The following is a 21,140-nucleotide window of genomic DNA, read 5'->3' as shown; positions in this document are numbered from 1 at the left end:
TATAGTCAATAAAATAATCATCCACTCAAAAAGCACCGCCTTTCAGTTGCTTGAGGCGGTGCTTGTGCAGATAAGAGAGCTATTCAATAATTTCGTCCATCAGTATTTGAATTTTGGAGAGCGTATCTGCAATCTTGTCCAGCTCTGCGGTAGCGAAACGGTCAAACAGATCAAGAATCCGCCGTTCCCCTTGCTCCGTAAGTATGATATTGACCACTCTGCGGTCTTCCTTGGTGCGTACCCGTTCAATTAGAGCTGCCTCCTCCAATCTATCGCACATGGAGGAAGCAGCTCCCGGCGTAATGACGAATCGTTCAGAGATATCGGTGATATTCAGCTTTCCCATAAGCCGCAGTTGGAACAACAGCATAATTTGGTTCTGGGTCAAGGATTCCTGCCTGTTAATTCTGTCAACGAAGGCTTGGGATTTATGCTGGACGGCTGCCATTCTATCCATCACCTGATGGATAGCTAATGTTTTCTTTTCTTCTGCGCTCATAGGCACGCTCCAATTTGTTATAGTTCTTAAAATATATAGAAGCTATAACTTTGTTGTCAAGCATACCTGCTTCTGCTCAGCGCAGTCCAATATCGTGAAAACGGTTGGCAATCGGTTCACGCAGCAAGTGACGGATCGACTGAATGGCGGCGGTTTCGGCTGCCTTGGCATCATCGAATAAGGTTATTAGTTTTTTTAACCCGGAGGGCGGGAGAGGTTGCGTATGGAGCTCAACCTGTGTGATCGCCTCGAATATTTCCGACAGCCGGGTATAATGTGCGGCGATCTCTTTTGCAGCTGGCCAGTACGCCAGAACTTCCTGTGCATACTTTGCCGCATCTTGTTTGGCCGCAGTGTAGACAAAGAATGTTTCGGCGGCTCCTTCAGCATAATAGCGGCCGGAACGAAGTGCTTCTACAATGGCATCATAAGCCGCAAGCCCGCATGCATAGCCGGACTCCGGCAGCATGATGTCATGGGTTTCCGCTTTGAAGACCGCTTGTATGAATGATTCTTTAATGGCCTGCAGCACATCTATCTCGATCTGCTTCTCGTAGACCTGATAGTAGGCATAAGGCGAGTGGTTCCGCCCCAATTCTAAGTAGGGGAGTTCCTGGCAGGATTCCGCTACCCCGTCCAAATAATAAAATACCTGCTTTTGTTCATGGTATCCGTTCACAATAACAAACCGGTCTTTCCATACCACTGCGCCCGTTCCGCGGTCAATGCATGCTTTGATATCAGAGATGGCCTGCTGCTGGTAGAGAGGAAAGGTAGGTGTGAAATTAAATCCGCCCATTTGGGAGGCGGTTACTCCAATCAGGTCACAAGCTACAAGATGCTCCGCCATCCAATTGTAGGCCGTGGCCGAATCGGAATGGAGCTGCCTGTGAACGGAGAAGCGGAAACAAGCAGCCGTCATTCCGGACAACATACATTTCGGCAAAGTGAACCAGCCTTTCTCTGCCAAAACACTGTAAAGGGCATCTGTAAACGAATGCGATTCCAGGCGGTATTGAAGGGAATGGAGAATGATCTTGCTCATGAATAAATTCCTTCTTTCCGCCGTTCTTGTTCATGGCCTGCGGCGCTAAAATATTACCTTGCCGAATGTGCGCCCCATCTGGGTACAATAGAACGTTTGCGGTCAGGGTAACGTTCTGACACAATCCGGACCCGTTCCATTGCGCGTTTTTCGAGGGCCTCAGCTTTGGCCAGTGCTGCACATAAGGAGGCTTGACGGTGCTCAGCCAGTTGCCCTGTCCCATGAAAGGAAGGCAGAGACACTGCAAGTTCTTCCGTCATTAGGTCTGCCAATTCACTGTATATGTGATGAACTTCATCCAGTCCAGGGATCAGCTTGTGTACTTCCTGCAAATAATCCCTGATCTCCCTTCGTGCGTATCCATAGGAATCCAGAATATATGCGGCACCCGAAGAATCAAAGTCTCCCAGCTTCAAGGCTTGAATCAGGTATGGATAGGCGAGCCGGCCTGAGGCGATTTCCTTATCCGGCCATGTTTTGTAAGGTGTCTCCCAGTCATAGAGTGCCAGACGAAGAGATTCGAGCACCGCATCCTTCAAGGGGATCTCTACCTGATTACCGAACACCTGGCAGTACCAGAAGGAGGTGAAGTTGATGCCGAAATTGTCATACAACACCACTTGGCTCTCCCCGGACCAGCCGTCCTGCAGATAAAATACCCTGTCTGCATCATCATAGCCGTGAATTACCCCGAACTCCGGAATCCAGTACAATGCTCCAACACCGGCATCTATACTTTGTTTGATCCAAGTGATGGCATCCTGCTGATACACTTCGAATGAGCTGTGCCTTGTGCGTCCGCCGTCATAGGCCGTGTGAATCCCCAGATTATCAATGGCAGGTGCATGCTCATTTCCCCACTGGCCGTAGGCCGTGACCGACATAGGCAGAAGCCTGCGGTGCACTGAGAATTTGAAGGCCATGCCGCTAAGCCCGGAGAGCATATACTTTGGTCCTTCAAACCGCTGTGCGGCTGTCAGGATGGCATATAAGGCGTCTGTAAAAGACTTCGATTCACGTTTCATCTGAATATTATTTAGGTTCACTTGGATTCTCCTGTGGATTCAGCAAATCAAGCATCGCTTGGCATCTGCTGCTTATTTTGACCTGCAGCCATTGGGGGGCCAGTATTTGCAGCCATTCTGTAGTGAGCAGATGCTGGACGAACATCTCCGGATCGAAAAAATCCACTTCGTAAATGTCTTTATCTATAAGATGTACCGGAAATCCGAGCCATGATTCTCCTTTGGGCGGAGCAGCCAGGCGGATCTGTGCCGTAAAAGGCTTGAGCTTTCGGACCTGTTCCTGCCGCAGTCCGCCGTCGGCTTCTCCATTGAACCGCCGCTCAGTCAGCTTCAAAGAGCGGATGGAGGATAGCCGGAAGTGCTGGGGCGGACTATGTTCTGCCGTTCTGGCAATGACATGATCATCATCGTAGTGGTTAACAAGCTTCAACGGGCAGATTTCCTGTTCACCCTCCTGCCCATCATGAACAATTCTTACAACTATACATTCTTTGATGGCATGCTCCAGCAGCTCAATATACTGCAGTACATGTACATTTACCGTGAAAATCGGCAGCTGTGCCTCTGCACCCGGCTCCTGGTCATCGGTAAGCCGCTCCAGCAGGCTGCCAATCCGCCGTACTGCCGCTCCATTCTCGTAATTATAGCGGCTGTACCGGTAAGCCAAATATTTCAGAATCTGCTTTTCCCGATCGGTCATATAGAGATAGGGAAGCATGAAGCTGTCATCCTCATAGCAATACCCGCGCTGCTTCGCTACATATTGCAGCGGAGCCCGGAGAGAAGCGGCCATGTATTCGATATCCCGCTGAGCCTGGCGCTTGGAGATTTCGAACTGCCCGGCCAGATGATTGCTGTTCGGATAACGCCCCGCCTTAATCTGCTGGTCGAACCATTGAATACGGTGGATATGGCTCAAGTAAGAGGCTCCCTTTCATGATTATGAGAATCAGAGCTTGGCCCTGTGTTTGTTTATTTCGAGTATAAGGAACCCGGCGGAATGAAACAAGGATGCCTGCACCTGTCTTATGCATATACGCATAAAAGAGAGAGGCATCCCCGACTAAGGATACGCTTAGCCTGTTATAGCATCAACTTTGACTTGCGGCGCTTTACTGCACCGCTTGCATACCTTAATTCCGGTTCCATCGCTCTTCACTTTTGGATAGAGCAGTTTAATGCGCGTAGTTTCACAGATCGGGCATGTCCCCCGGCCCCGTGACGGCAAGTTCCAAAGTACGCGGCCCCGTTTTGTTTTCGGCATAATCTTGAACCTCATTTCACAGTTTGAATGGTACCTTTGTAGTATAAAACAAGAGGTACGACATAAAATGTCGTACCTCTTATAAATCCTGATCCAAATAAATGAAATAAAATACATTATTTATGCTCTTTTTTATATTAATGAATTGATTTTCCCTATATACTTAGCAGAAAAGTCTACTAAAAAGGAGGGTTTGCGATGAACAATATCATCACGATTCTGAGCGTTGCTGCAATAGCTGTCATTATGTTTTTGCTGAATAAATATGTGAAGAACAAAAGCCGGATGCGCCTCGTGCTGGCCATTATGTTTGTGCTCTATATTTCTACGTTTATCATCATAGGCATGTTAAAGGATTCATGAAGATGTCCCCAAAACTGGATACATATTAAGATGAGGAGTCCGTGCAGAGTGCGGGCTTTTTTTTGTTAAAAGAGAATTTATATGCTTCACGCTATAATTTATCCTTCTATTTCCCGCTGAAACGGATACCGTCCTTTTGAGGGCGCCGAAGCCGTTTCCACTTGTCTGTTCATAAAGCAGAATCACTTTCCGATAAAGAAAACAGTTGTTGAATGTACAAAATGCTACATTTTTTTTGTTTATTCGACATCACTAGATAGATAGGCGGTGGCTTTTATGAGGGGAAACAAAGTATGGGGGTTATTGAAGGTATGTGGGGCTCTCCTGGTCCTAACAGGAATTGTAGGTTGCAGCAACTCCGGTGACGGAAACAAGGAAGAGACAGCAGCTCAGGAGGTTACACTGAAGTTTGTGTGGTGGGGGAAAGAGCAACGCAAAGAGGACACGCAGAAGGTAGTTGATCTTTATATGAAGGAGCACCCGGGCGTCAAGATTGAGACGGAGGATTTCTCGGGTACAGATGCACTGTCTTCTCGTCTGGCTATGGATACGGCGGATCAGAAGGCTCCTGATATTATTCAGGGGGATTATGGATTTATATTCAATTATATTAATCGGGATCTCATTGAACCGCTTGGCCCTTATATTAAGAATAAGAGTCTTTCCATTTCGGATGTTCCCCCGGAGTACCTGGCTCCAGGCATGAAGAATGATGAATTATATGCGGTTAATATCGGCATTAATTCAGAAGCTCTGATCTATGATCCGGCATTCCTTCAGGAGGCAGGCATTAAGGTGCCTTCCCAGGACTATACAATAGATGAGCTGTATAAGACTCTTGTAGAACTAAAAGAAACTATAGATGATCCTGATTTCTATCCGATGGGGAATATGTTTGCTGCGGGCTATTTTCTGAGAACCCGAGGCGTATCCATGTACAATGCGGGGGGGACGGCTCTTGGATATGATGATGACAAAGATCTGGCGGAATATTTCACTCTCTATAAAAAATGGACAGATGAAGGGTTGGTAGGCTCATTTAAGGGAGTCAGCAATGATGAGAATCATCCGGTAATAACCGGGAAGACGGCCTTCTTCTCCGTTTCCAGCAATGCTTCGACAATCTTGAGCAGCAAGGCAGGAAGAACCATCAAGCTGCTGCCGCTGCCGAAGGCCGGGGACAAAGAAGGGCGCTTTATCAAACCCTCCATGTTCCTCGCAGTGTCGTCCTATTCTAAATATCCGGAAGAAGCGGCCAAATTCATTAATTTTTTCATTAATAATGAGGCAGCCAATGACATTCTGAAAGGAGAACGGGGAGTTCCTGTTTCCAGTGTGATTGCTGCACAGCTCTCCGGCAAGCTGGGAGAAGGGGGAAAACAACAGTACGAGCTGCTTGACTACCTCAAGACTCATTCATCACCAATCGATCCTCCTGCTCCAAGCAGTTCCATGGTTGTTGACAATGCCTATAAAATCCTCCTGGATCGTGTGCTGGACGGCAGCATAACCCCGGAACAAGCAGCTAAGAGTTATCGGGCAGAAGCCACCTCAATTCTGGACACAACAGATAAGGGGGCAGCGAAATGAGCAGACTCAGAAACATGACGATTAAAAATAAATTATACGGCGGGTTCGGTCTGATACTGATCCTCCTGCTGGTTGTAGCCTTCACCAGCTACTTTTACCTTTCCAAGGTCAATGATACCTACACACAACTGCTGACGAACAAATCCGAATCGGTTCAACTGATTAAGGATTTGCGAATTGCAGTGGAGCAGGAAAGGGCTAGCATCAGCAGTTTCCTGATTGATGGAGATGAGGCCAGAGTAGCTGACTTTGAGGGAGCGAAGAATCAGTTCCGCACTGCTCTTGGTCAGCTGAAATCACTCACTACCGATCGTGATGACAAACAAATCCTCGCCGGACTCGATCTCCTGCAGGAGCATTACAGCGGTACTGCGATGCAAGTTATCGACAGTAAAAAGCGGAATAACAGCGATTATCTGGAGATTCTGCAAATGCAGGGACCTGTTCTAAGTAAATTCAGCAGTACGGCAGAACGGTTTGTTAAGCTTCAGGAGGAGGAACTGGAGCTGGAAGCTAATACAACCTTCAGCGATGTATCGGCTACTAAGAAGCTGGTCATTGCATTGACAGGCGCAGCCTTGCTTCTGGGAACTCTGGCCGCGGCTCTGATCAGCAGGGCGATCTCGAACCCGATCCAGAAGCTCCAGAAGATGGCGGTTCAAATTGCCGGAGGGGATCTGCGGAATACTCTGGTGGAGATCAAGAATAAGGACGAGATTGGGCAACTGGCTGAGGCCTTCAATGACATGGGTAACCACTTGCGTGATCTGATCCGGGAAGTGGGCACAAATGCGGAGCATGTTGCCGCCTCATCGGAAGAGCTGACAGCCAGCGCAGAACAAACGGGACAAGCTACGGAGCATGTTGCGTCCATTACGGAGAAATTAGCGGAAGGAGCGCAGACGCAGGTGAACAGTATCGAAGCCAGTGTTGCGCTTGTTCAGAAGATGGACGGAGAGGCCGCGCAAATTGCGGAGCGTTCCATTCATGTCAAGGAATCGGTGGATGTAGCATCCGACCTGGCCACCAAAGGGATTCAGGCGGTTGAATCAGCAATTCACCAAATATCGGCAGTATCAAAAAATGTAAGTGAGGTTTCAGGAGTGGTCAGCGCCTTGGCCGAAAGCTCCAGAGAAATCGGCGAAATCATTGCAATTATTACGGATATAGCGAATCAGACGAACCTGCTGTCGCTAAATGCGGCGATTGAAGCAGCGAGAGCAGGAGAGCATGGCCGGGGTTTTGCTGTAGTAGCCAGTGAGGTGCGCAAGCTTGCGGAGAAGACTGCAGAATCCGGGAAACGCGTCTCTGATGTGATTCATTCGATTCAATCCGAGACAAGCCGGACTCTCACAATGGTCAGTCAAGGGGAGAAGGAAGTCGAGGCCGGCATTTATGCCGTCCAAACCGCCGGGCAATCCTTTGCCGAAATCGAAGCCTCCATACAAGAAATTAATGAACAGATTGGAGGCGTCTCCGATGCTTCGCAAGAAATGTCGCATGAAACTCATGAGCTTGTAGTTGCCTTTGAGCAGATCAACAGGATCACGTTGGCCTCCTCCGAGGGGACCTATGATGTATCCGCCTCGGCGCAAGAGCAGTTGGCCAGTGTGGAGGAAATTGCAGTGGCCTCAAGAATGCTGTCCGAGCTTGCTCAAGAGCTTCAGGAAAGTATTTCGAAGTTTTCAGTCTAATCAATGTATCGTTAAGAGTCCAATTTCCCGAAGAAACGTTACCCTCTCTATTAAGAGGGTAACGTTTCTTCCTGGATTCATAGTTTTATCTAATTATGGCAGGATAAAGACGCAACAGACCAACCCAAAAGCAAGGACTAAATGCCTTGTCGGGTGCGTTTTCCTTCGTGCTATAATGATCTAAAATCCTGTATTGGGAGCTGTTGTGTCGTGAAGAGTCAAAGTGAAACGGAGATTGAACAATTACTGGATGCTTTGAGAATATCGTTGCCGCTCGTGCAGCGCTTGTTTCCGCTGGATGTCATGTTCGCATTAGCCGATTCGGACAAGTTCATCTATTATCTGCCGGGTAGTGAGCTGGATATTCGCATTCAAGAGGGAATGCCGGTTCCGCAGAATGGCGGGATCCGAAAATCGCTGGACACCGGCGAGACGGTTAGTGCAAATATTCCGAAGGAAATCTACGGATTGCCCTTCAAATCTTCGTCCATGCCGATTCGGGGGCAAGACGGGAACGTTACCGGTGTTTTTACCATTGGGATCAGCCTGCACAATCAAGAAACGTTAAGCGATGCGGCCAATACTCTGGCAACAACCTCTGAAGAGATAAGCTCCACCTCCGGGGAGATAGCCGGAACTGCTTCTGATTTGGCGAATACCGTAAGCGATCTTAAGCTGCTCGGCCAGAAGGTTGTCGAAGAGCTGCATAGTACGGATGAGATTTTGGATTTCATCAAAAAGGTGGCGGACAACTCCAATCTGCTGGGCCTGAACGCCGCAATCGAAGCTGCACATGCCGCCGAGCATGGCCGGGGATTTGGGATAGTAGCGCAGGAGATTCGAAAGATGTCGGTCTCCAGCGCCTCCTCTGCCAAAGAAATCGCCAGCATCCTGCAGGCGATCAAGAAGAACATTACCCTGATGGATGCAACCCTGCTGGATTGTCTGGCACAGAGCGAGCGCCAGGCTGCGGCAACGGAGCAAATCACCGCGTCCATGCAGCAGTTAGCCGCTTCTGCAGTGGAGATCGAAAAGATCGCCCGTCTGATTTAACCCGGTCCTGCCTGTTCATACCCTTTGATATGAGGAGAACCGAATAAAATATTTGTGTGAAGAGTCCCCGGTGGACTCTTTTTTATGTGTGGTGTGAGAAGAAAGGCGCACTATGAAACTCTGTATGCTATGCTGGCAAACATGTTACAGTGGAGGAAAGAATACTTATAGAAGCGATGGTGGCTATGCAGATTCAGTTACAGGGTGAAATGATTCAAATCCATGTACAGTACGCGAAGCGGAAGAAGATTTCCCTTCATATAGATGCAATTGGGTTGATCACGGTAAAAGCCCCCAAGGGGACAAGCGACGAATTGATTTTGGGCGCGGTGGAGCGGCACGGCGAATGGATTCTGGACACGCTGCGCCAGGGCCGGGAGGCACGGCAGGCACCCAAGGCGAAGGAATATCAGGAGGAAGGGAAGTTTCTTTACCTTGGGAAGGAATACCCGCTGCATGAATTGATTAATGTCGGTGAATGGGATGCGGAGAAGCTGAAGCTGGAACTCAAAAAGTTCTATTTTGCCAGCCTGAAGAAGATTGTTGCGGAACGGATTACTGTTTATCAGAATCAGCTCCGCGTAAAACCGAAGACGATCGAAATCGTTGAATCCAGAACCAAGTGGGGGAGCTGCAGCGCGGACAAGAAACTGACGTTTAATTACCGCCTGGCGATGGCCCCCGCCCAGGTTATTGATTATGTGATTATCCATGAGCTATGCCATCTGCTGCATATGAATCATGACCGGTCATTTTGGCGCCGCCTCGGGAGTGTCATGCCGGATTACAAAGAGAAGGAAGAGTTCCTGGCCCGGTTTGGGCAATTCATGACTCTCTAAACATAGCAGATCCCGGGGTTGCGGCTGACTTGCCCTAACTTCCGGTTTCTAGGCGATAGACGTAGCTGGATGCTTCATGTGGGCCGGAAATGAAGAGTTGCCGCAGGTTCTCACAAATAAGCCGCCCGGGTAAGGCGTGCTTTCCGCTTCAATCCCTATGTAATCGGGAGTGAAATGAAAAACTATTTTTTCAGTTTCACTGCTGGCCAGCTTAGCCAAAACAGCTTGAATATCAATGGCTTTCGTAAACACAATGTCGAAAATGTTCAGCTCCTTGCCTTCCTGCTTGCAAATGGCTAATACGTCCTCGTTCTCCAGGTAATAGAGGTCGTCACTGAAGACGTTTAGGCAGTAGAACATTAGCAGCCCTAGCGTTCCGTCTGTTCCAAAACGACGGGATACCGGCAATCGCTGCGCTGCGAATGTGCGGATAAAGTTTAGATCATCCGGCTCAGTCCCGTCTAATTTCCGGATCCCCACGGAGTCGGTGCTGCCTGAAGTATAGTCAATAGAGAAGAGCTGTTCCTGCGCCGGAATAAATCCAAACCTCGGATAGAAATCGAGCACCGTATCATTGGCAAAAAGGTACATAAAATCAACCTGATTCGTATACTCCTCCAGCACCTTATTCATTAGACTGGCAGACAAGCCCTTATGCCGGTAATCCGGATGCGTCATTACAGTTCCGATCTGGATCGCCTTTTTCTGGTGGCCGTCCATGATCAAGTCCAGCACATTTACTGAAACATTCGCAATCACCTGCTCATCCTCGATATAAGAAAATGGAATATACCGCTCACTCCAGAACCCTTCCTGATACCACTGTTCGAAGCTTATTCCAAAGCTGCTGGCGGCAAGCCCGGACAGGCTCTTTCGGAGCACCTCATTTTCTCTGTAATCTTTCTTGAAAATAAATCCCTGCATAACTTGTACCCCTTTCAATAAGCGTTGCCTAAACAATTCTGCACGTCCGCTGCCAGTTCCTTTGTTGAATCGTCCATACGGATAATTCGAACCTCTTGTCATGCTTGTCATGCCCGTCTGCATATTGCGGAGTTGTCCCTCATAGACATGTACTAATCAATGCATTCAAAACAGGTTAAGGGGATGATGTCATGCGCCGGATAACATGGGTACTCGCGATCATAATGAGCGTGGCCCTGGTGCTCGCGGGGTGCGGGAAGAAGGATGCCGCTTCCGTAGTCAAGGATTTGAACAATGTGTCTGACAAGCTGGAGAGCAAGCAGGGGGCCTACCAGGGTGCCGGCACGATGACCCTGTACACCGGCGAACAGCCACAGGAGTACAAGGTGGAGGTCTGGTACAAAAATCCTTCCTACTACCGGATTAGCCTCTCCAATGTGCAGAAGGATGTAACGCAGATTGTTCTGCGCAATGATGAAGGGGTGTTCGTGCTGACACCGAGTCTGGGCAAAAGCTTCCGCTTCCAGAGCGATTGGCCGGATAGCCAAGGTCAGGTATATTTGTACCAGACACTGCTCAACAGCATTGTCTCTGACAACAACCGGCAGTTTACGGTGGATGGAGACAACTATGTGTTTGAAGTCGCGGCAAATTACCAGAGCAGCGCACTGGTGCGCCAAAAAATATGGCTGACCAAAAAGACCTATGAACCAAAACAGGTGCAGGTCTCCGACTCCGAGGCCAAGGTTGTGGTCGATGTGAAGTTCGACAGCTTCAAGTTTAGTCCTGAGCTCAATAAGGATTCTTTTGATATGCAAAAAAATATGGCGAGCGGTACTCCTTCCGAAAGCACGGTGGCTGAGGTTGACGAGAACGGCAATCCGGTGGCTGCACCGGAGGACAAGGAACAGGCAGATCAGCCGGTTGCTGCGGAGCTTGGCGATTTCGGCATCATTGAACCGGCTTATATTCCTGCCGGTGTAGAATTTAAGGACAGCAACAAAATCGAGGACAGCAAAGATCATTCGGCTCTGCTCCGCTATGACGGAATTTACCAGTATACGATTATGGAAAGCCGTCCGCTGGATCATACTGTATCGCTGGTTCCTGGAAAGGTAATCGATCTTGGCTTTACCGCAGGGCTTCTGAGCGGCGATGAACAGCTGACTCTGACCTGGATGAACGACGGCGTGGAATTCCGCATTACCAGCGCGAACCTTCCGGCGACCGAAATGATGCAAATTGCCGCTTCTATGGCGGAACAATCGGGTAAGTAATATTCAGTAGGCGGATACTGCGCATTGTGGGAGCCATTTCCTCTACAAGCCGTATCCGCTTTTTACTTATTTCTGCCGTTAACCGCCCCTTTGGAGGACCAATCAGCAAGATAGCTGTACTTACATTGACAGCCGCCTTCCATTAGCATTACCATTGGCAGTAAGACTAGTGGTTCCATACAACAATCACAGAGCTGTTTTACTACAATGTAAGAAGGTGACCCTGAAGTGCAAGTATGCTATCGACCTACAGTAGCCGAGATTAATCTGGATGATCTGCGTGCCAATTACGAAGCCTTTCGTGCGGCCTTGCTGCCGGAGACTAAATTTATGGGATGCGTCAAAGGAAATGCGTACGGCCATGGAGCAGTGGAAGTGACGCGGGAGCTTGAACGACTCGGAGCGGATTATGTTAGTGTAGCTTTTTTGGATGAGGCATTGGAGCTGCGTCAGGCGGGAATACTAATTCCTATTCTGGTGCTCGGCTACACCTCACCGGAAGGAATAGCCGTTGCCTGGGAGTACAATATAACCGTAACACTGTTCACACCGGATGTACTGGAGGCAATAAGAAGGCTTCCTATAGATCCGGAGCACCGGCTGAAGGTGCATATCAAGATTGACAGCGGGATGGGAAGGCTGGGATTGCTGCCGGCTGACGCGCCCGATTTCATCGCTGAAGTGCATTCTGTAGCGCAGGCGGAGCTGGAGGGTATGTTTACCCATTTTGCCAAGGCAGACGAAGAAAACAAAAGCTATACACTGATGCAGTACCGGCGGTTCATGAGCGTGGCGGAAACGCTTCGGGACAGAGAGATTGAAATCCCGATCATACATACGGGCAATAGCGCTACGGCCATTGATACACCTCTTCTATCCAGTAACATGGTGCGTGTGGGCATAAGCTTGTACGGTTTTTATCCATCGACTGAGGTAAGCCGTACAAAGGTGGCTTTACACCCGGTAATGACGCTGAAGACGCAGGCAGTTTATGTAAAAACCCTGCCGCCCGATTGGGGCATCAGCTACGGCACCCGTTACTTCACAGACAGCGAAGAGATCATTGCTACGCTGCCTGTGGGGTACGCAGACGGATATTCCCGCATGCTGACAGGCAAAGCGGAGGTGCTAATACGTGGACGTCGCGTTCCTGTCGTCGGAACGATCTGCATGGACCAGTGTATGGTATCGCTCAAATCTTTCGCTGAAGAAGCGGAACAAATCAAAGCTGGCGAAGAGGTTGTACTCATCGGAAGCCAGGCTGGCGTGTCCATCACGGCAGACGAACTGGCACTCCATATGGGAACGATTCACTACGAGGTAATCTGTATGCTGGCCCACCGGGTGCCCCGCGTATATGTGCGTGAAGGTGCTGCTCCGAACCTGGTGAATCCCCTGCTGCAGGCTTGATGTTCTTACTGTGTAACTTTTACAGGAATCGATAAAGGAAGCTGAACCGTAAAGACCTATGTGACTTATGGTCTATACGAACCGCCATTTCTAGTTTATAATGGGATGCAGCATACTTGATATACTGGTTGCATATATTCCTTGTATAAAATTCCTTGTATATTGTAACACTGAAACACAAGGGCAGAAGGTTTGTGGGGGTGGAAGAGAAGGTGGCCAATTTGCAGAACACCAAAAGAATTATGATCAGCTTGCCCGATCATCTCTTACAGGAAGTGGATGGGATCGCTCAATTGGAGAACTCTAACCGGAGTGAATTGATTAGGCAGGCCATGAAGCTGTATTTAAGCGAACGGAGGAAACGCACCATTCGTGAGTCTATGCAGCGGGGCTATATGGAAATGGCCAAGATCAATTTGACGATGGCATGCGAGGCCTTTCTCGCTGAGGAAGATGCAGACAGTACTCTTGGCCGCTTAGTAAGCGGGGTGTAGATATTGATCGTTAAACGCGGCGACGTTTTTTTTGCCGACCTTTCGCCTGTTGTAGGTTCAGAACAAGGCGGAGTACGGCCGGTACTGATTATTCAGAACGATATTGGCAACCGTTTCAGCCCGACGGTGATTGTGGCGGCCATCACTGCCCAGATCCAGAAGGCCAAACTGCCGACGCACGTGGAAATTGATGCGGCAGCCCACGGCTTTGACCGGGATTCCGTCATTCTCCTTGAGCAGGTTCGGACAATTGACAAACAACGCTTGACCGATAAGATCACCCACCTTGACGATGATACAATGAAGAAAGTGGATGATTCGCTGCAAATCAGTCTGGGCCTGATCGATTTCTAAATCAGGCAGGGCTACATAGTATAGAATGTGTAATGGAGGCACGTCCGGTGTATAATCCGGCGTGCCTTTTTAATTGTATGGAAACTATATACGAACCTGTGGCTTAAATGTATTCACTTTAAACAATAGCTGTGCTACAATTGGACCGGACGGTCGGGTTAAGGAGGTGGTCGGAATTAAAGGACGTTCTGACGGAGAAGAAACGAAAAAGCGGATAGTGCTAAAGGCAACACAGTTATTTGTTCAGAAAGGTTTTGCAGCGGTGACCATGAACGAAGTCTGTACGGCGGCCAAGGTGAGCAAAGGGAGTTTATATCACCATTTTCCGAGTAAAGATGAACTGTTTCTATATGTAGTAGAAGACGATACCGAGCAGTGGCTCAGCGATTGGGAGCAGAAACGGAGCGGAATTAACGGCATCGAGGAACGTTTCTATGCATTAGGCGAGCATTATGCGAATGATTTTCAGAATCCGCTGATCCGCGCGCTTGAGGAATACGCCAGATCCCGGCCTCATTCAGAAGAGGTTCAACAGCGTCTCTCCCGGCTCTACGAATCGGCGTCACAAGCCTGCCGCAATCTGCTGCAGGAGGGTATGGACACGGGGTATCTGGTCAAGGGCAATCTGGACAATTACGTAATCATTGTAAGCGGCTTGCTGGAGGGAATCAGCAGAGTCAGCGAGATTACAGTTCTGGCCAACACGCCGGAGGATATCATGGAATATTACCGGGATGCCATACGGCTGCTGCTGCAGGGGATACGTACCGGATAGGCATAGAGACTAAGCATGCTGTGAAGACAGCACACTGCAGAGAAGCTATACGCAGTGTACGGTTAGTCGAGGGTACCAGAATAGAGGCTTCTCTGAAGCGCAGATAGAGCAAGCTGTAAGGCAATTATTTTATTGCAGGGTTGGGCCGGAAAATTAGTTTGAGAAGACGTTTTTATTTACCCTTAATTAGACCGGATGGTCGGTCTTATGTGTCTTATTTAGATTTTTCATTTCTGGAATAAAAGGGATGGCAACTGACGGATAAGTGGATATTTAACTATAAGATAAATAGAATCACCCCTACTTGAGGATTTGGTTGCGGGAATACGGAGGTTATTGCAATGTCATTACTGCTAAGAAACCGGGGCGCTATGCTGCTCCTTATGCTGAATATTTTTCTGGCGTTTACAGGCATCGGACTGGTTGTTCCGATCATGCCTACTTATATGAATGAGCTGCAGATCGGAGGCAGTGTTGTCGGGTTGCTGGTGGCAGCCTTCTCTGTAACCCAGTTGATTGTGTCGCCGTTTGCGGGCAGACTGTCGGACCGGATGGGCCGGAAAAAAATTATCGTCGCCGGACTGATTGTTTTTTCACTCTCGGAGCTGCTGTTTGGGTTGGCAAATGCGCCCTGGCTGCTGTTTGTATCCCGAATGCTAGGGGGTGTCGGAGCAGCGTTGATTATGCCTGCGGTCATGGCTTACGTGGCGGATACGACCTCCACGGAGGAACGGGCCAAAGGAATGGGGCTGATCAATGCGGCCATCACCACCGGATTTATTATTGGACCGGGAGTTGGCGGTTATCTGGCAGAGTTTGGTATCCGTGTGCCGTTCTTCGCGGCAGCAGTAGCAGCGGCTTTGGTGGCTGTGATAAGTACATTTGTATTGCCGGAATCGCGTTCCGCAGCCCAGCGTGAAGCTGTGAAGACAGCACAGAACGATAAAGAGAGCCTTGTATCTCAACTGGTGCGTTCCTACCGTGAACCCTACTTCTTCGGATTGGTTATTGTATTTGTACTCTCCTTCGGATTGGCGAATTATGAAACGGTATTCGGGTTGTTTGTGGATCATAAGTTTGGATTCACCCCTAAGGATATTGCCTTTGTCCTAACCTTTGGCTCCATCTCGGGGGCTGTGATTCAGGTTACGGCGTTCAGCTGGATATTGAATCGTTTTGGTGAAAATAAGGTCATTTCGACCTCTTTGCTTATCGCGGGCCTGTTCATCCTCCTCACACTGTTTGTGCACGGCTACTGGGCCATCGTTACAGTGACGTTCATTGTGTTTCTTTCGATGGATATCCTGCGCCCCGCTGTCGGAACACAGCTCTCCAAGTTGGCGGTGGAATCGCAGCAGGGCTTCGTGATGGGGATGAATTCTGCCTACACCAGTCTTGGCAATATTGCCGGTCCGATTGTGGCCGGAGTCCTGTTCGACCTGGATATCAACTTCCCGTATGCCGTGGCTGCACTAGTGCTCGTTCTGTGCTTTGGGCTGTCACTCGCCTCCGCTAAGCGTATGAACCGGCGGGGCCTGCAAATGAAATGAGCCGTGGTTCCTGCAGGATTGACAATATACCTCGCAGCAAGCCAGCTTTTTCCGGGTCAATGAATCCCTAAACTTTGGTAGATAACCAATTTGTGATACTATTTCAGGTAGGGATTATAAGAACGCAGAACGTGTGCGGAAAGAGGGATTCAATTGGCTGCAGAAAATACGAATGCCGGTACTGTACCGGATGAAGCTGCTGCGCGGCAGGAGCAGGAACTAATTACCGCGGCGATTGCCAAGGAGCTGGGCATTAGCCTGAAGCAGGTGCGTACGACGGTAGGCCTTCTGGATGAGGGGAATACGATTCCGTTTATTGCGAGATACCGTAAGGAAATGACCGGTGAGCTGGACGAGAACGCTCTGCGTGATATTGAGGAAAGGCTGGCCTATCTGCGCAATCTGGGTGACCGCAAGAAGGATGTCATCCGCAGCATCGAGGAGCAGGGCAAGCTGACAGAGGAGCTGCATGAGCAGATCCTGAAGGCAGTCAAGCTGCAGGAAGTGGAGGATCTGTATCGTCCCTTCCGGCAGAAGCGCAAGACACGGGCAAGTGTGGCCAAGGAGAAGGGGCTGGAGCCGCTGGCGAACTGGGTTATGGAACAGCGCCGGCAGGGGCTTCCGCTGGAAGAGGCCGCTAAATATATTGATGCGGACAAAGGCGTGGAGAGTGCTGTGCTGGCGCTGCAGGGTGCGATGGATATCATCGCTGAGAACATTGCCGATGATCCGGTCATCCGTTCCTGGATACGCCAGTACACCGCAAGTCAAGGGGTGCTGGTCTCCGAAGCCAAGGATGCTGAGCAGGAGAGCGTATACGAGAACTATTACAGTTACCGTGAACCGGTACATAAAATGCCGCCGCACCGGATTCTCGCCATCAACCGCGGAGAACGGGAGAACGTGCTAAAGGTAGGCATTGAGGTGACTACTGACAAGATTCATGCCTTTATCTCGCGGAAGCTGATCAAGGGGCCGTCTCCGGTCAAGGAATTGCTGGAGACCGTGACGGAGGATTCCTACAAGCGGCTGATCGCTCCGTCTGTTGAGCGCGAGGTGCGCGGAGAGATGACGGAGAAAGGAGAGAATCAGGCGATCTCGATCTTCTCCGGGAATCTGCGCAGCCTGCTGCTGCAGCCGCCGGTCAAAGGCCGGAACGTGCTTGGCGTTGACCCGGCCTACCGTACCGGGTGCAAGCTGGCCGTTGTGGACGATACCGGCAAGCTGCTGGAGGTAGCGGTCACTTATCCGACGCCGCCGAACAACAAGAAGAAGGAGGCGGCGGCGAAGTTCAAGGAGCTGATTGCCAAATACGGCATTCAGCTGATCGTAATCGGCAACGGCACCGGCTCGCGGGAGACGGAGCAGTTCACCGCCGAGGTCATCGCAGAGATCGGCAATCCTGAGCTGGCGTACCTGATCGTTAATGAAGCGGGAGCCAGTGTCTATTCCGCCTCCAAGCTTGCGCAGGAGGAGTTCCCGGATCTGGATGTGGCCGAGCGCAGCGCCGCATCCATTGCCCGCCGCGTGCAGGACCCGCTGGCGGAGCTGGTGAAGATCGACCCGAAGGCGATCGGAGTCGGGCAGTACCAGCATGACGTCTCCCAGAAGCATCTGGAGGAGAGCCTGAAGGGCGTTGTGGAATCCGCGGTTAACCACGTCGGTGTCGATGTGAATACAGCATCCGCATCGCTGCTGTCCTATGTTGCGGGCGTGAATGCCACAATCGCCAAGAATATTGTGAAGTTCCGCGAGGAGAACGGCAAGTTCGTGACCCGCAAGGCGCTGCAGAAGGTGCCGCGCCTCGGTGCCAAATCCTACGAGCAGTGCATCGGCTTCCTGCGGATTCCCGGCGGGGACAATACGCTGGACCGCACGCCGATCCATCCGGAGTCCTATCCGGTGGTGGACCGCCTGTTCCGTGAGCTGGGGCTGGAGGTAGCCCGGCTCGGCAGCAAAGAGGTCGCAGAGGAGCTGCAGGCGCAGAACGCCGAAGAGCTGGCTGCGAAGCTGAATGTCGGCGTGCCTACACTGCGCGACATCCTTGAAAGTCTGCAGCGCCCGGGCCGCGATCCGCGCGAGGAGCTGCCGCTGCCGATCTTCCGCACCGATGTGCTGAAGATCGAGGATCTGGTTCCCGGCATGGAGATGCAGGGGACCGTCCGCAATGTAATCGATTTTGGCGCCTTCGTCGATATCGGAATCAAGAACGACGGGCTGGTGCATATCTCCCAGCTTAGCGGCAGCTTCGTGAAGCATCCGATGGACGTCGTCTCTGTAGGAGACAATGTCACTGTATGGGTCATGGGCGTTGACCTCAAGAAAGGCCGGGTCAGCCTGACCATGCGTCCGCCGCGCAGCGAAGCAGGCAGCGCCAAGTAAATCTAACAGCAAGCCCTCTGCAGGTTGCGGGACAGACCCTGTAACGCCGGCAGGGGGCTTTTTTTCATCACCAATGGCTGACTGTTGGCTTGCACCCCGAACTAGCCGCTTGCAAAGTAAGTATTGTGCTGCCGTATAACATTAATTATAGTAAGGATATATTACTAAGGGGGAATAGTGGGAGAATGAAAAAGGCGATGATATTGTTGTTGCTATTGGTGGTTGTATTACCATCACAGGCGTTTGCCGCTACATATTCTAATGCGTACGTAGACAAGTATTATTTTGAATCCTACAAAGACAGGGTCAAAGAGGTTAAGGATGCGCAGAAGAACTTAAGTAAAGTCTTGGGCACCGAGGTTACAGCCTTAGCGCAGAAATCTAAGGTATCTGCAGCTAACTATAGCAATGCGGTCAAAAACAAGCTGAGCAAGGAGGCTGTCGCCAAGGCTAGAAATGAAATGACTCAGGATAAAAAAACACTCGCGGCAGCAAAAGCCAAGTTGTCAAAAACCGTAAAGAGCGCCAAAAAAGAAAGCGATGCATCCCTTAAAGAGATCGCAAATCATAAAGCATCTCTGGTCAAGATGATCAAGACTCATTTGGAAGGCAAAGACCAACAAAGTGATGCAGCTTTTAATAAGACGCTATCCTCGGAGCTTTCCCAAATAGACTCCAGTTTTAATGCGACTTTAGAATATTTGCAGAACATTGAGCTTGATTAATCCGCGAAGCAGGCAGCGTCAATTAAGTTTAATCAATAACAGGAAGAGGTCCGGCTTACTCCCGCTCTCAACTAACTGTTCTCATAACCATGAAAGCGGCTGTGTGCGCCCATATTTACTGGACGCGGCAGCCGCTTTTGCTTTTATATTCAATGAATCTGAGCGTTAACAACGTTACTGAACATGTATTTCCGATTTGATATCATTTTGACTTAAAAATTTCATTAAATCATTACTCAGCTGCACAATCTCATTGTTAGCATTATTCGCATAATCCGGCAACATCATATCCCTAACCATTTTAGTTCGTAGCCATGTCATAAAGAAAAGATCCAAAAATAAGTTTGGAAATTTAAGCACCATTTTAAGCATTGGAGGATCAATTGAAACGCCAGCTTTTTGTATTGCCCTTAGATACGTTTTTAAAGTGACTGTTATTTTGCGTGCCGTCTTTCTGGTTCTGGCTGTTTTTTTGTCAATTATCTTATTCTCAGAATGCAAAACGCTCAACATGGCAATGTCTGATACGGAATGTGTGATTAGATACGCTTGCATATCCTTTTTAATAACGTAGGGAAGCTTTGCTGTTTTAAATAATTTTGCGAGGTTTTCTATGCGTTCTGTCACTACACCATTAATTTCTCCAAATGCAGTTGCCACTAAAATCTTTGGTAGAAATCGAGCATGTAATACTCCATCTTTAATCTGTCCGCCGAAGCCGGGAAAAGCTGGTAAAAGTCTATCCCCTACGATATCCAGCCACGAAGAAAATCCAATTGAACTACTAGTCATCGTGACTATATTTTTGCTTTGATTATCTTTTAGCGCTAACAACGCTGATTCGGACCGATCATAACGAACGGTAACGAAAATAAAATCGTATACATCGTAATTTTCGAGCGTATCAATGACATTTACTTGTATCGATCTAACTGTACCTTTTTCTTTATATTGCAGGCCATTTTCTCTTAATGATTTAAATCTATTAGAATGTGCAAACAGGCTAACATCAAACCCTGCTTCAATAAGCTTAATTGCGTACATGCTCCCGATGACACCTGCACCAAAAATTAGAATTCTATCTTGTTTTGCTGACATTAAAACCACCCCTACTTATTAACATTTCCTTTTAATTATCAGACAACATGTTGTATGATGTGATTATAAATCTTCATTATTCCTTGATCAACCATCAGTTTTTTATTATTTGTCGGATGACATTCAGATTCGCTAGCAGGAGGGAAACATGAAAAAGCAACCCCAAATAACGGAGAAAACAAGACAAAAGTTTGTAGAAGTTTTTTGTGAGTTATATAGCCAAAAGCCGATTGAGAAAATTTCGGTTCAGGAAATTGCGAATAAGTCAGGATATAACCGCAGCACCTTTTATCAATACTTTACTGACATTTACGAATTGTTAGACTCTGTTGAAAATGACTTATTGAATGACATGAAAAAAGAATTGGCGAATAAAGAGCTATCGATGCATACGGTTCAAGATACGCTCTATTGTCTGGACAAAAGAGAACATCTCCTGGTTCTTAATGCCCTTTTGGGCGATTATGGAAGTGCCCGTTTTTTAAAACGCTTAAAAAAAGAAATCAGTTTAGATCAATTAGAATTAAACGTTCCGCAAAACCATTCCTTAACGCCATACTTCATTGAGTTTTACCTGACAACTTCCCTTTCTTTATTTCGTCTTTGGCTCCAGCGTCAAAAGGATTTATCGTCAGAAGAATTTTTCAAGATAGTGGAGAACCTATATTCAAGAGGGATTACGCCCTATTTTAAAGAATGAGTCTGTCATTCAAACCAAAAATTGCCTCTATTTGTGATACGGTCATGTTTGACAACACTCATCCGCATCTGTAGAATGC

Annotated in this window: 21 protein-coding genes; 14 read left to right on the top strand and 7 right to left on the bottom strand. The window is 48.8% G+C overall.

What is annotated here, in order from left to right:
• Positions 1-79 precede the first annotated feature (79 nt).
• The 5 genes from AC3WT9_RS32895 to AC3WT9_RS32875 form a co-directional block, all read right to left on the bottom strand.
• Positions 80-499 carry a MarR family winged helix-turn-helix transcriptional regulator gene (locus tag AC3WT9_RS32895; RefSeq protein WP_341090317.1) on the bottom strand — a complete coding sequence of 140 codons (420 nt, stop codon included), beginning with the start codon at positions 497-499 and terminating at the stop codon, positions 80-82.
• Positions 500-575: 76 nt separating this feature from the next.
• The gene (locus AC3WT9_RS32890) at positions 576-1,544 is read right to left on the bottom strand and encodes a hypothetical protein (RefSeq protein ID WP_341090319.1); all 969 of its coding nucleotides are present in this window, start codon (positions 1,542-1,544) and stop codon (positions 576-578) included.
• 53 nt (positions 1,545-1,597) lie between these two features.
• Positions 1,598-2,590, bottom strand: a complete 993-nt coding sequence (locus AC3WT9_RS32885; protein WP_341090320.1) for a cysteine peptidase family C39 domain-containing protein — start codon at positions 2,588-2,590, stop codon at positions 1,598-1,600.
• The gene (locus AC3WT9_RS32880) at positions 2,577-3,488 is read right to left on the bottom strand and encodes a helix-turn-helix transcriptional regulator (RefSeq protein ID WP_341090321.1); all 912 of its coding nucleotides are present in this window, start codon (positions 3,486-3,488) and stop codon (positions 2,577-2,579) included. Before AC3WT9_RS32880 ends, AC3WT9_RS32885 begins: the two co-directional genes overlap by 14 nt.
• A 156-nt stretch (positions 3,489-3,644) precedes the next feature.
• Positions 3,645-3,833 (bottom strand): hypothetical protein, encoded by a 189-nt coding sequence (locus tag AC3WT9_RS32875; protein WP_076111252.1) that lies wholly within the window; start codon positions 3,831-3,833, stop codon positions 3,645-3,647.
• A gap of 198 nt (positions 3,834-4,031) precedes the next feature.
• Here AC3WT9_RS32875 and AC3WT9_RS32870 point away from each other — a divergent pair, with 198 nt between their 5' ends.
• From AC3WT9_RS32870 to AC3WT9_RS32850, 5 genes are all read left to right on the top strand, one after another.
• The gene (locus AC3WT9_RS32870) at positions 4,032-4,196 is read left to right on the top strand and encodes a hypothetical protein (protein WP_341090324.1); all 165 of its coding nucleotides are present in this window, start codon (positions 4,032-4,034) and stop codon (positions 4,194-4,196) included.
• Between the two features lie 276 nt (positions 4,197-4,472).
• Complete coding sequence (locus AC3WT9_RS32865) at positions 4,473-5,786, top strand: ABC transporter substrate-binding protein (RefSeq protein ID WP_341090327.1); 1,314 nt, start codon at positions 4,473-4,475, stop codon at positions 5,784-5,786.
• Complete coding sequence (locus AC3WT9_RS32860; protein WP_341377526.1) at positions 5,783-7,480, top strand: methyl-accepting chemotaxis protein; 1,698 nt, start codon at positions 5,783-5,785, stop codon at positions 7,478-7,480. Before AC3WT9_RS32865 ends, AC3WT9_RS32860 begins: the two co-directional genes overlap by 4 nt.
• 210 nt (positions 7,481-7,690) lie before the next feature.
• On the top strand, positions 7,691-8,533 hold the full coding sequence (locus AC3WT9_RS32855) for a methyl-accepting chemotaxis protein (RefSeq protein WP_341090332.1): 843 nt from the start codon (positions 7,691-7,693) through the stop codon (positions 8,531-8,533).
• A gap of 185 nt (positions 8,534-8,718) precedes the next feature.
• Positions 8,719-9,372, top strand: coding sequence for a M48 family metallopeptidase (locus AC3WT9_RS32850; RefSeq protein ID WP_341097572.1), 654 nt, complete (start codon positions 8,719-8,721; stop codon positions 9,370-9,372).
• Between the two features lie 48 nt (positions 9,373-9,420).
• Here the strand turns inward: AC3WT9_RS32850 and AC3WT9_RS32845 are convergent, their stop codons facing one another.
• A complete protein-coding gene (locus AC3WT9_RS32845) occupies positions 9,421-10,296 on the bottom strand; it encodes a GNAT family N-acetyltransferase (RefSeq protein ID WP_341090335.1) in 876 nt (291 codons plus the stop codon).
• A 191-nt stretch (positions 10,297-10,487) separates the two neighbouring features.
• On the opposite strand from AC3WT9_RS32845, the gene AC3WT9_RS32840 reads away from it, so the two are divergent.
• The 8 genes from AC3WT9_RS32840 to AC3WT9_RS32805 all read left to right on the top strand — a co-directional run bounded on the left by AC3WT9_RS32840 (position 10,488) and on the right by AC3WT9_RS32805 (position 19,263).
• Positions 10,488-11,573 (top strand): outer membrane lipoprotein-sorting protein, encoded by a 1,086-nt coding sequence (locus AC3WT9_RS32840; RefSeq protein WP_341090338.1) that lies wholly within the window; start codon positions 10,488-10,490, stop codon positions 11,571-11,573.
• Positions 11,574-11,801: 228 nt separating this feature from the next.
• Entirely contained in the window at positions 11,802-12,983 is a 1,182-nt protein-coding gene (gene alr, locus AC3WT9_RS32835; protein ID WP_341090340.1) for an alanine racemase, read from the top strand.
• A gap of 212 nt (positions 12,984-13,195) precedes the next feature.
• The gene (locus AC3WT9_RS32830) at positions 13,196-13,477 is read left to right on the top strand and encodes a CopG family ribbon-helix-helix protein (protein WP_076111276.1); all 282 of its coding nucleotides are present in this window, start codon (positions 13,196-13,198) and stop codon (positions 13,475-13,477) included.
• A gap of 3 nt (positions 13,478-13,480) precedes the next feature.
• Positions 13,481-13,831, top strand: coding sequence for a type II toxin-antitoxin system PemK/MazF family toxin (locus AC3WT9_RS32825; protein WP_038586937.1), 351 nt, complete (start codon positions 13,481-13,483; stop codon positions 13,829-13,831).
• A 166-nt stretch (positions 13,832-13,997) separates the two neighbouring features.
• On the top strand, positions 13,998-14,606 hold the full coding sequence (locus AC3WT9_RS32820) for a TetR/AcrR family transcriptional regulator (protein ID WP_341377527.1): 609 nt from the start codon (positions 13,998-14,000) through the stop codon (positions 14,604-14,606).
• A 341-nt stretch (positions 14,607-14,947) separates the two neighbouring features.
• Complete coding sequence (locus tag AC3WT9_RS32815) at positions 14,948-16,156, top strand: MFS transporter (protein WP_341377528.1); 1,209 nt, start codon at positions 14,948-14,950, stop codon at positions 16,154-16,156.
• Between the two features lie 222 nt (positions 16,157-16,378).
• Entirely contained in the window at positions 16,379-18,538 is a 2,160-nt protein-coding gene (locus AC3WT9_RS32810; RefSeq protein WP_341097574.1) for a Tex family protein, read from the top strand.
• A gap of 185 nt (positions 18,539-18,723) precedes the next feature.
• Positions 18,724-19,263, top strand: a complete 540-nt coding sequence (locus AC3WT9_RS32805; protein WP_341090345.1) for a hypothetical protein — start codon at positions 18,724-18,726, stop codon at positions 19,261-19,263.
• A 174-nt stretch (positions 19,264-19,437) separates the two neighbouring features.
• On the opposite strand, the gene AC3WT9_RS32800 is transcribed toward AC3WT9_RS32805, so the two are convergent.
• Positions 19,438-20,361, bottom strand: coding sequence for a ketopantoate reductase family protein (locus tag AC3WT9_RS32800; protein WP_341377529.1), 924 nt, complete (start codon positions 20,359-20,361; stop codon positions 19,438-19,440).
• A gap of 148 nt (positions 20,362-20,509) precedes the next feature.
• Here AC3WT9_RS32800 and AC3WT9_RS32795 point away from each other — a divergent pair, with 148 nt between their 5' ends.
• Positions 20,510-21,061, top strand: a complete 552-nt coding sequence (locus tag AC3WT9_RS32795; protein WP_341377530.1) for a TetR/AcrR family transcriptional regulator — start codon at positions 20,510-20,512, stop codon at positions 21,059-21,061.
• Positions 21,062-21,140: the final 79 nt, after the last annotated feature.

Source organism: Paenibacillus sp. EB106-06-01-XG199 (assembly GCF_058791575.1).
Note: the sequence above shows the minus strand (reverse complement) of the source record. Positions and strands in the feature narration are given on the sequence as shown.

Bases quoted from the DNA above. Each gene is read 5' to 3' on its own strand.
- AC3WT9_RS32850 (WP_341097572.1), top strand. From the start codon at position 8,719: ATGCAGATTCAGTTACAGGGTGAAATGATTCAAATCCATGTACAGTAC.
- AC3WT9_RS32870 (WP_341090324.1), top strand. From the start codon at position 4,032: ATGAACAATATCATCACGATTCTGAGCGTTGCTGCAATAGCTGTCATT.
- AC3WT9_RS32860 (WP_341377526.1), top strand. From the start codon at position 5,783: ATGAGCAGACTCAGAAACATGACGATTAAAAATAAATTATACGGCGGG.
- AC3WT9_RS32815 (WP_341377528.1), top strand. From the start codon at position 14,948: ATGTCATTACTGCTAAGAAACCGGGGCGCTATGCTGCTCCTTATGCTG.
- AC3WT9_RS32805 (WP_341090345.1), top strand. From the start codon at position 18,724: ATGAAAAAGGCGATGATATTGTTGTTGCTATTGGTGGTTGTATTACCA.
- AC3WT9_RS32865 (WP_341090327.1), top strand. From the start codon at position 4,473: ATGAGGGGAAACAAAGTATGGGGGTTATTGAAGGTATGTGGGGCTCTC.
- AC3WT9_RS32800 (WP_341377529.1), bottom strand. From the start codon at position 20,361: ATGTCAGCAAAACAAGATAGAATTCTAATTTTTGGTGCAGGTGTCATC.
- AC3WT9_RS32795 (WP_341377530.1), top strand. From the start codon at position 20,510: ATGAAAAAGCAACCCCAAATAACGGAGAAAACAAGACAAAAGTTTGTA.
- AC3WT9_RS32845 (WP_341090335.1), bottom strand. From the start codon at position 10,296: ATGCAGGGATTTATTTTCAAGAAAGATTACAGAGAAAATGAGGTGCTC.
- AC3WT9_RS32840 (WP_341090338.1), top strand. From the start codon at position 10,488: ATGCGCCGGATAACATGGGTACTCGCGATCATAATGAGCGTGGCCCTG.
- AC3WT9_RS32875 (WP_076111252.1), bottom strand. From the start codon at position 3,833: ATGCCGAAAACAAAACGGGGCCGCGTACTTTGGAACTTGCCGTCACGG.
- AC3WT9_RS32895 (WP_341090317.1), bottom strand. From the start codon at position 499: ATGAGCGCAGAAGAAAAGAAAACATTAGCTATCCATCAGGTGATGGAT.
- AC3WT9_RS32890 (WP_341090319.1), bottom strand. From the start codon at position 1,544: ATGAGCAAGATCATTCTCCATTCCCTTCAATACCGCCTGGAATCGCAT.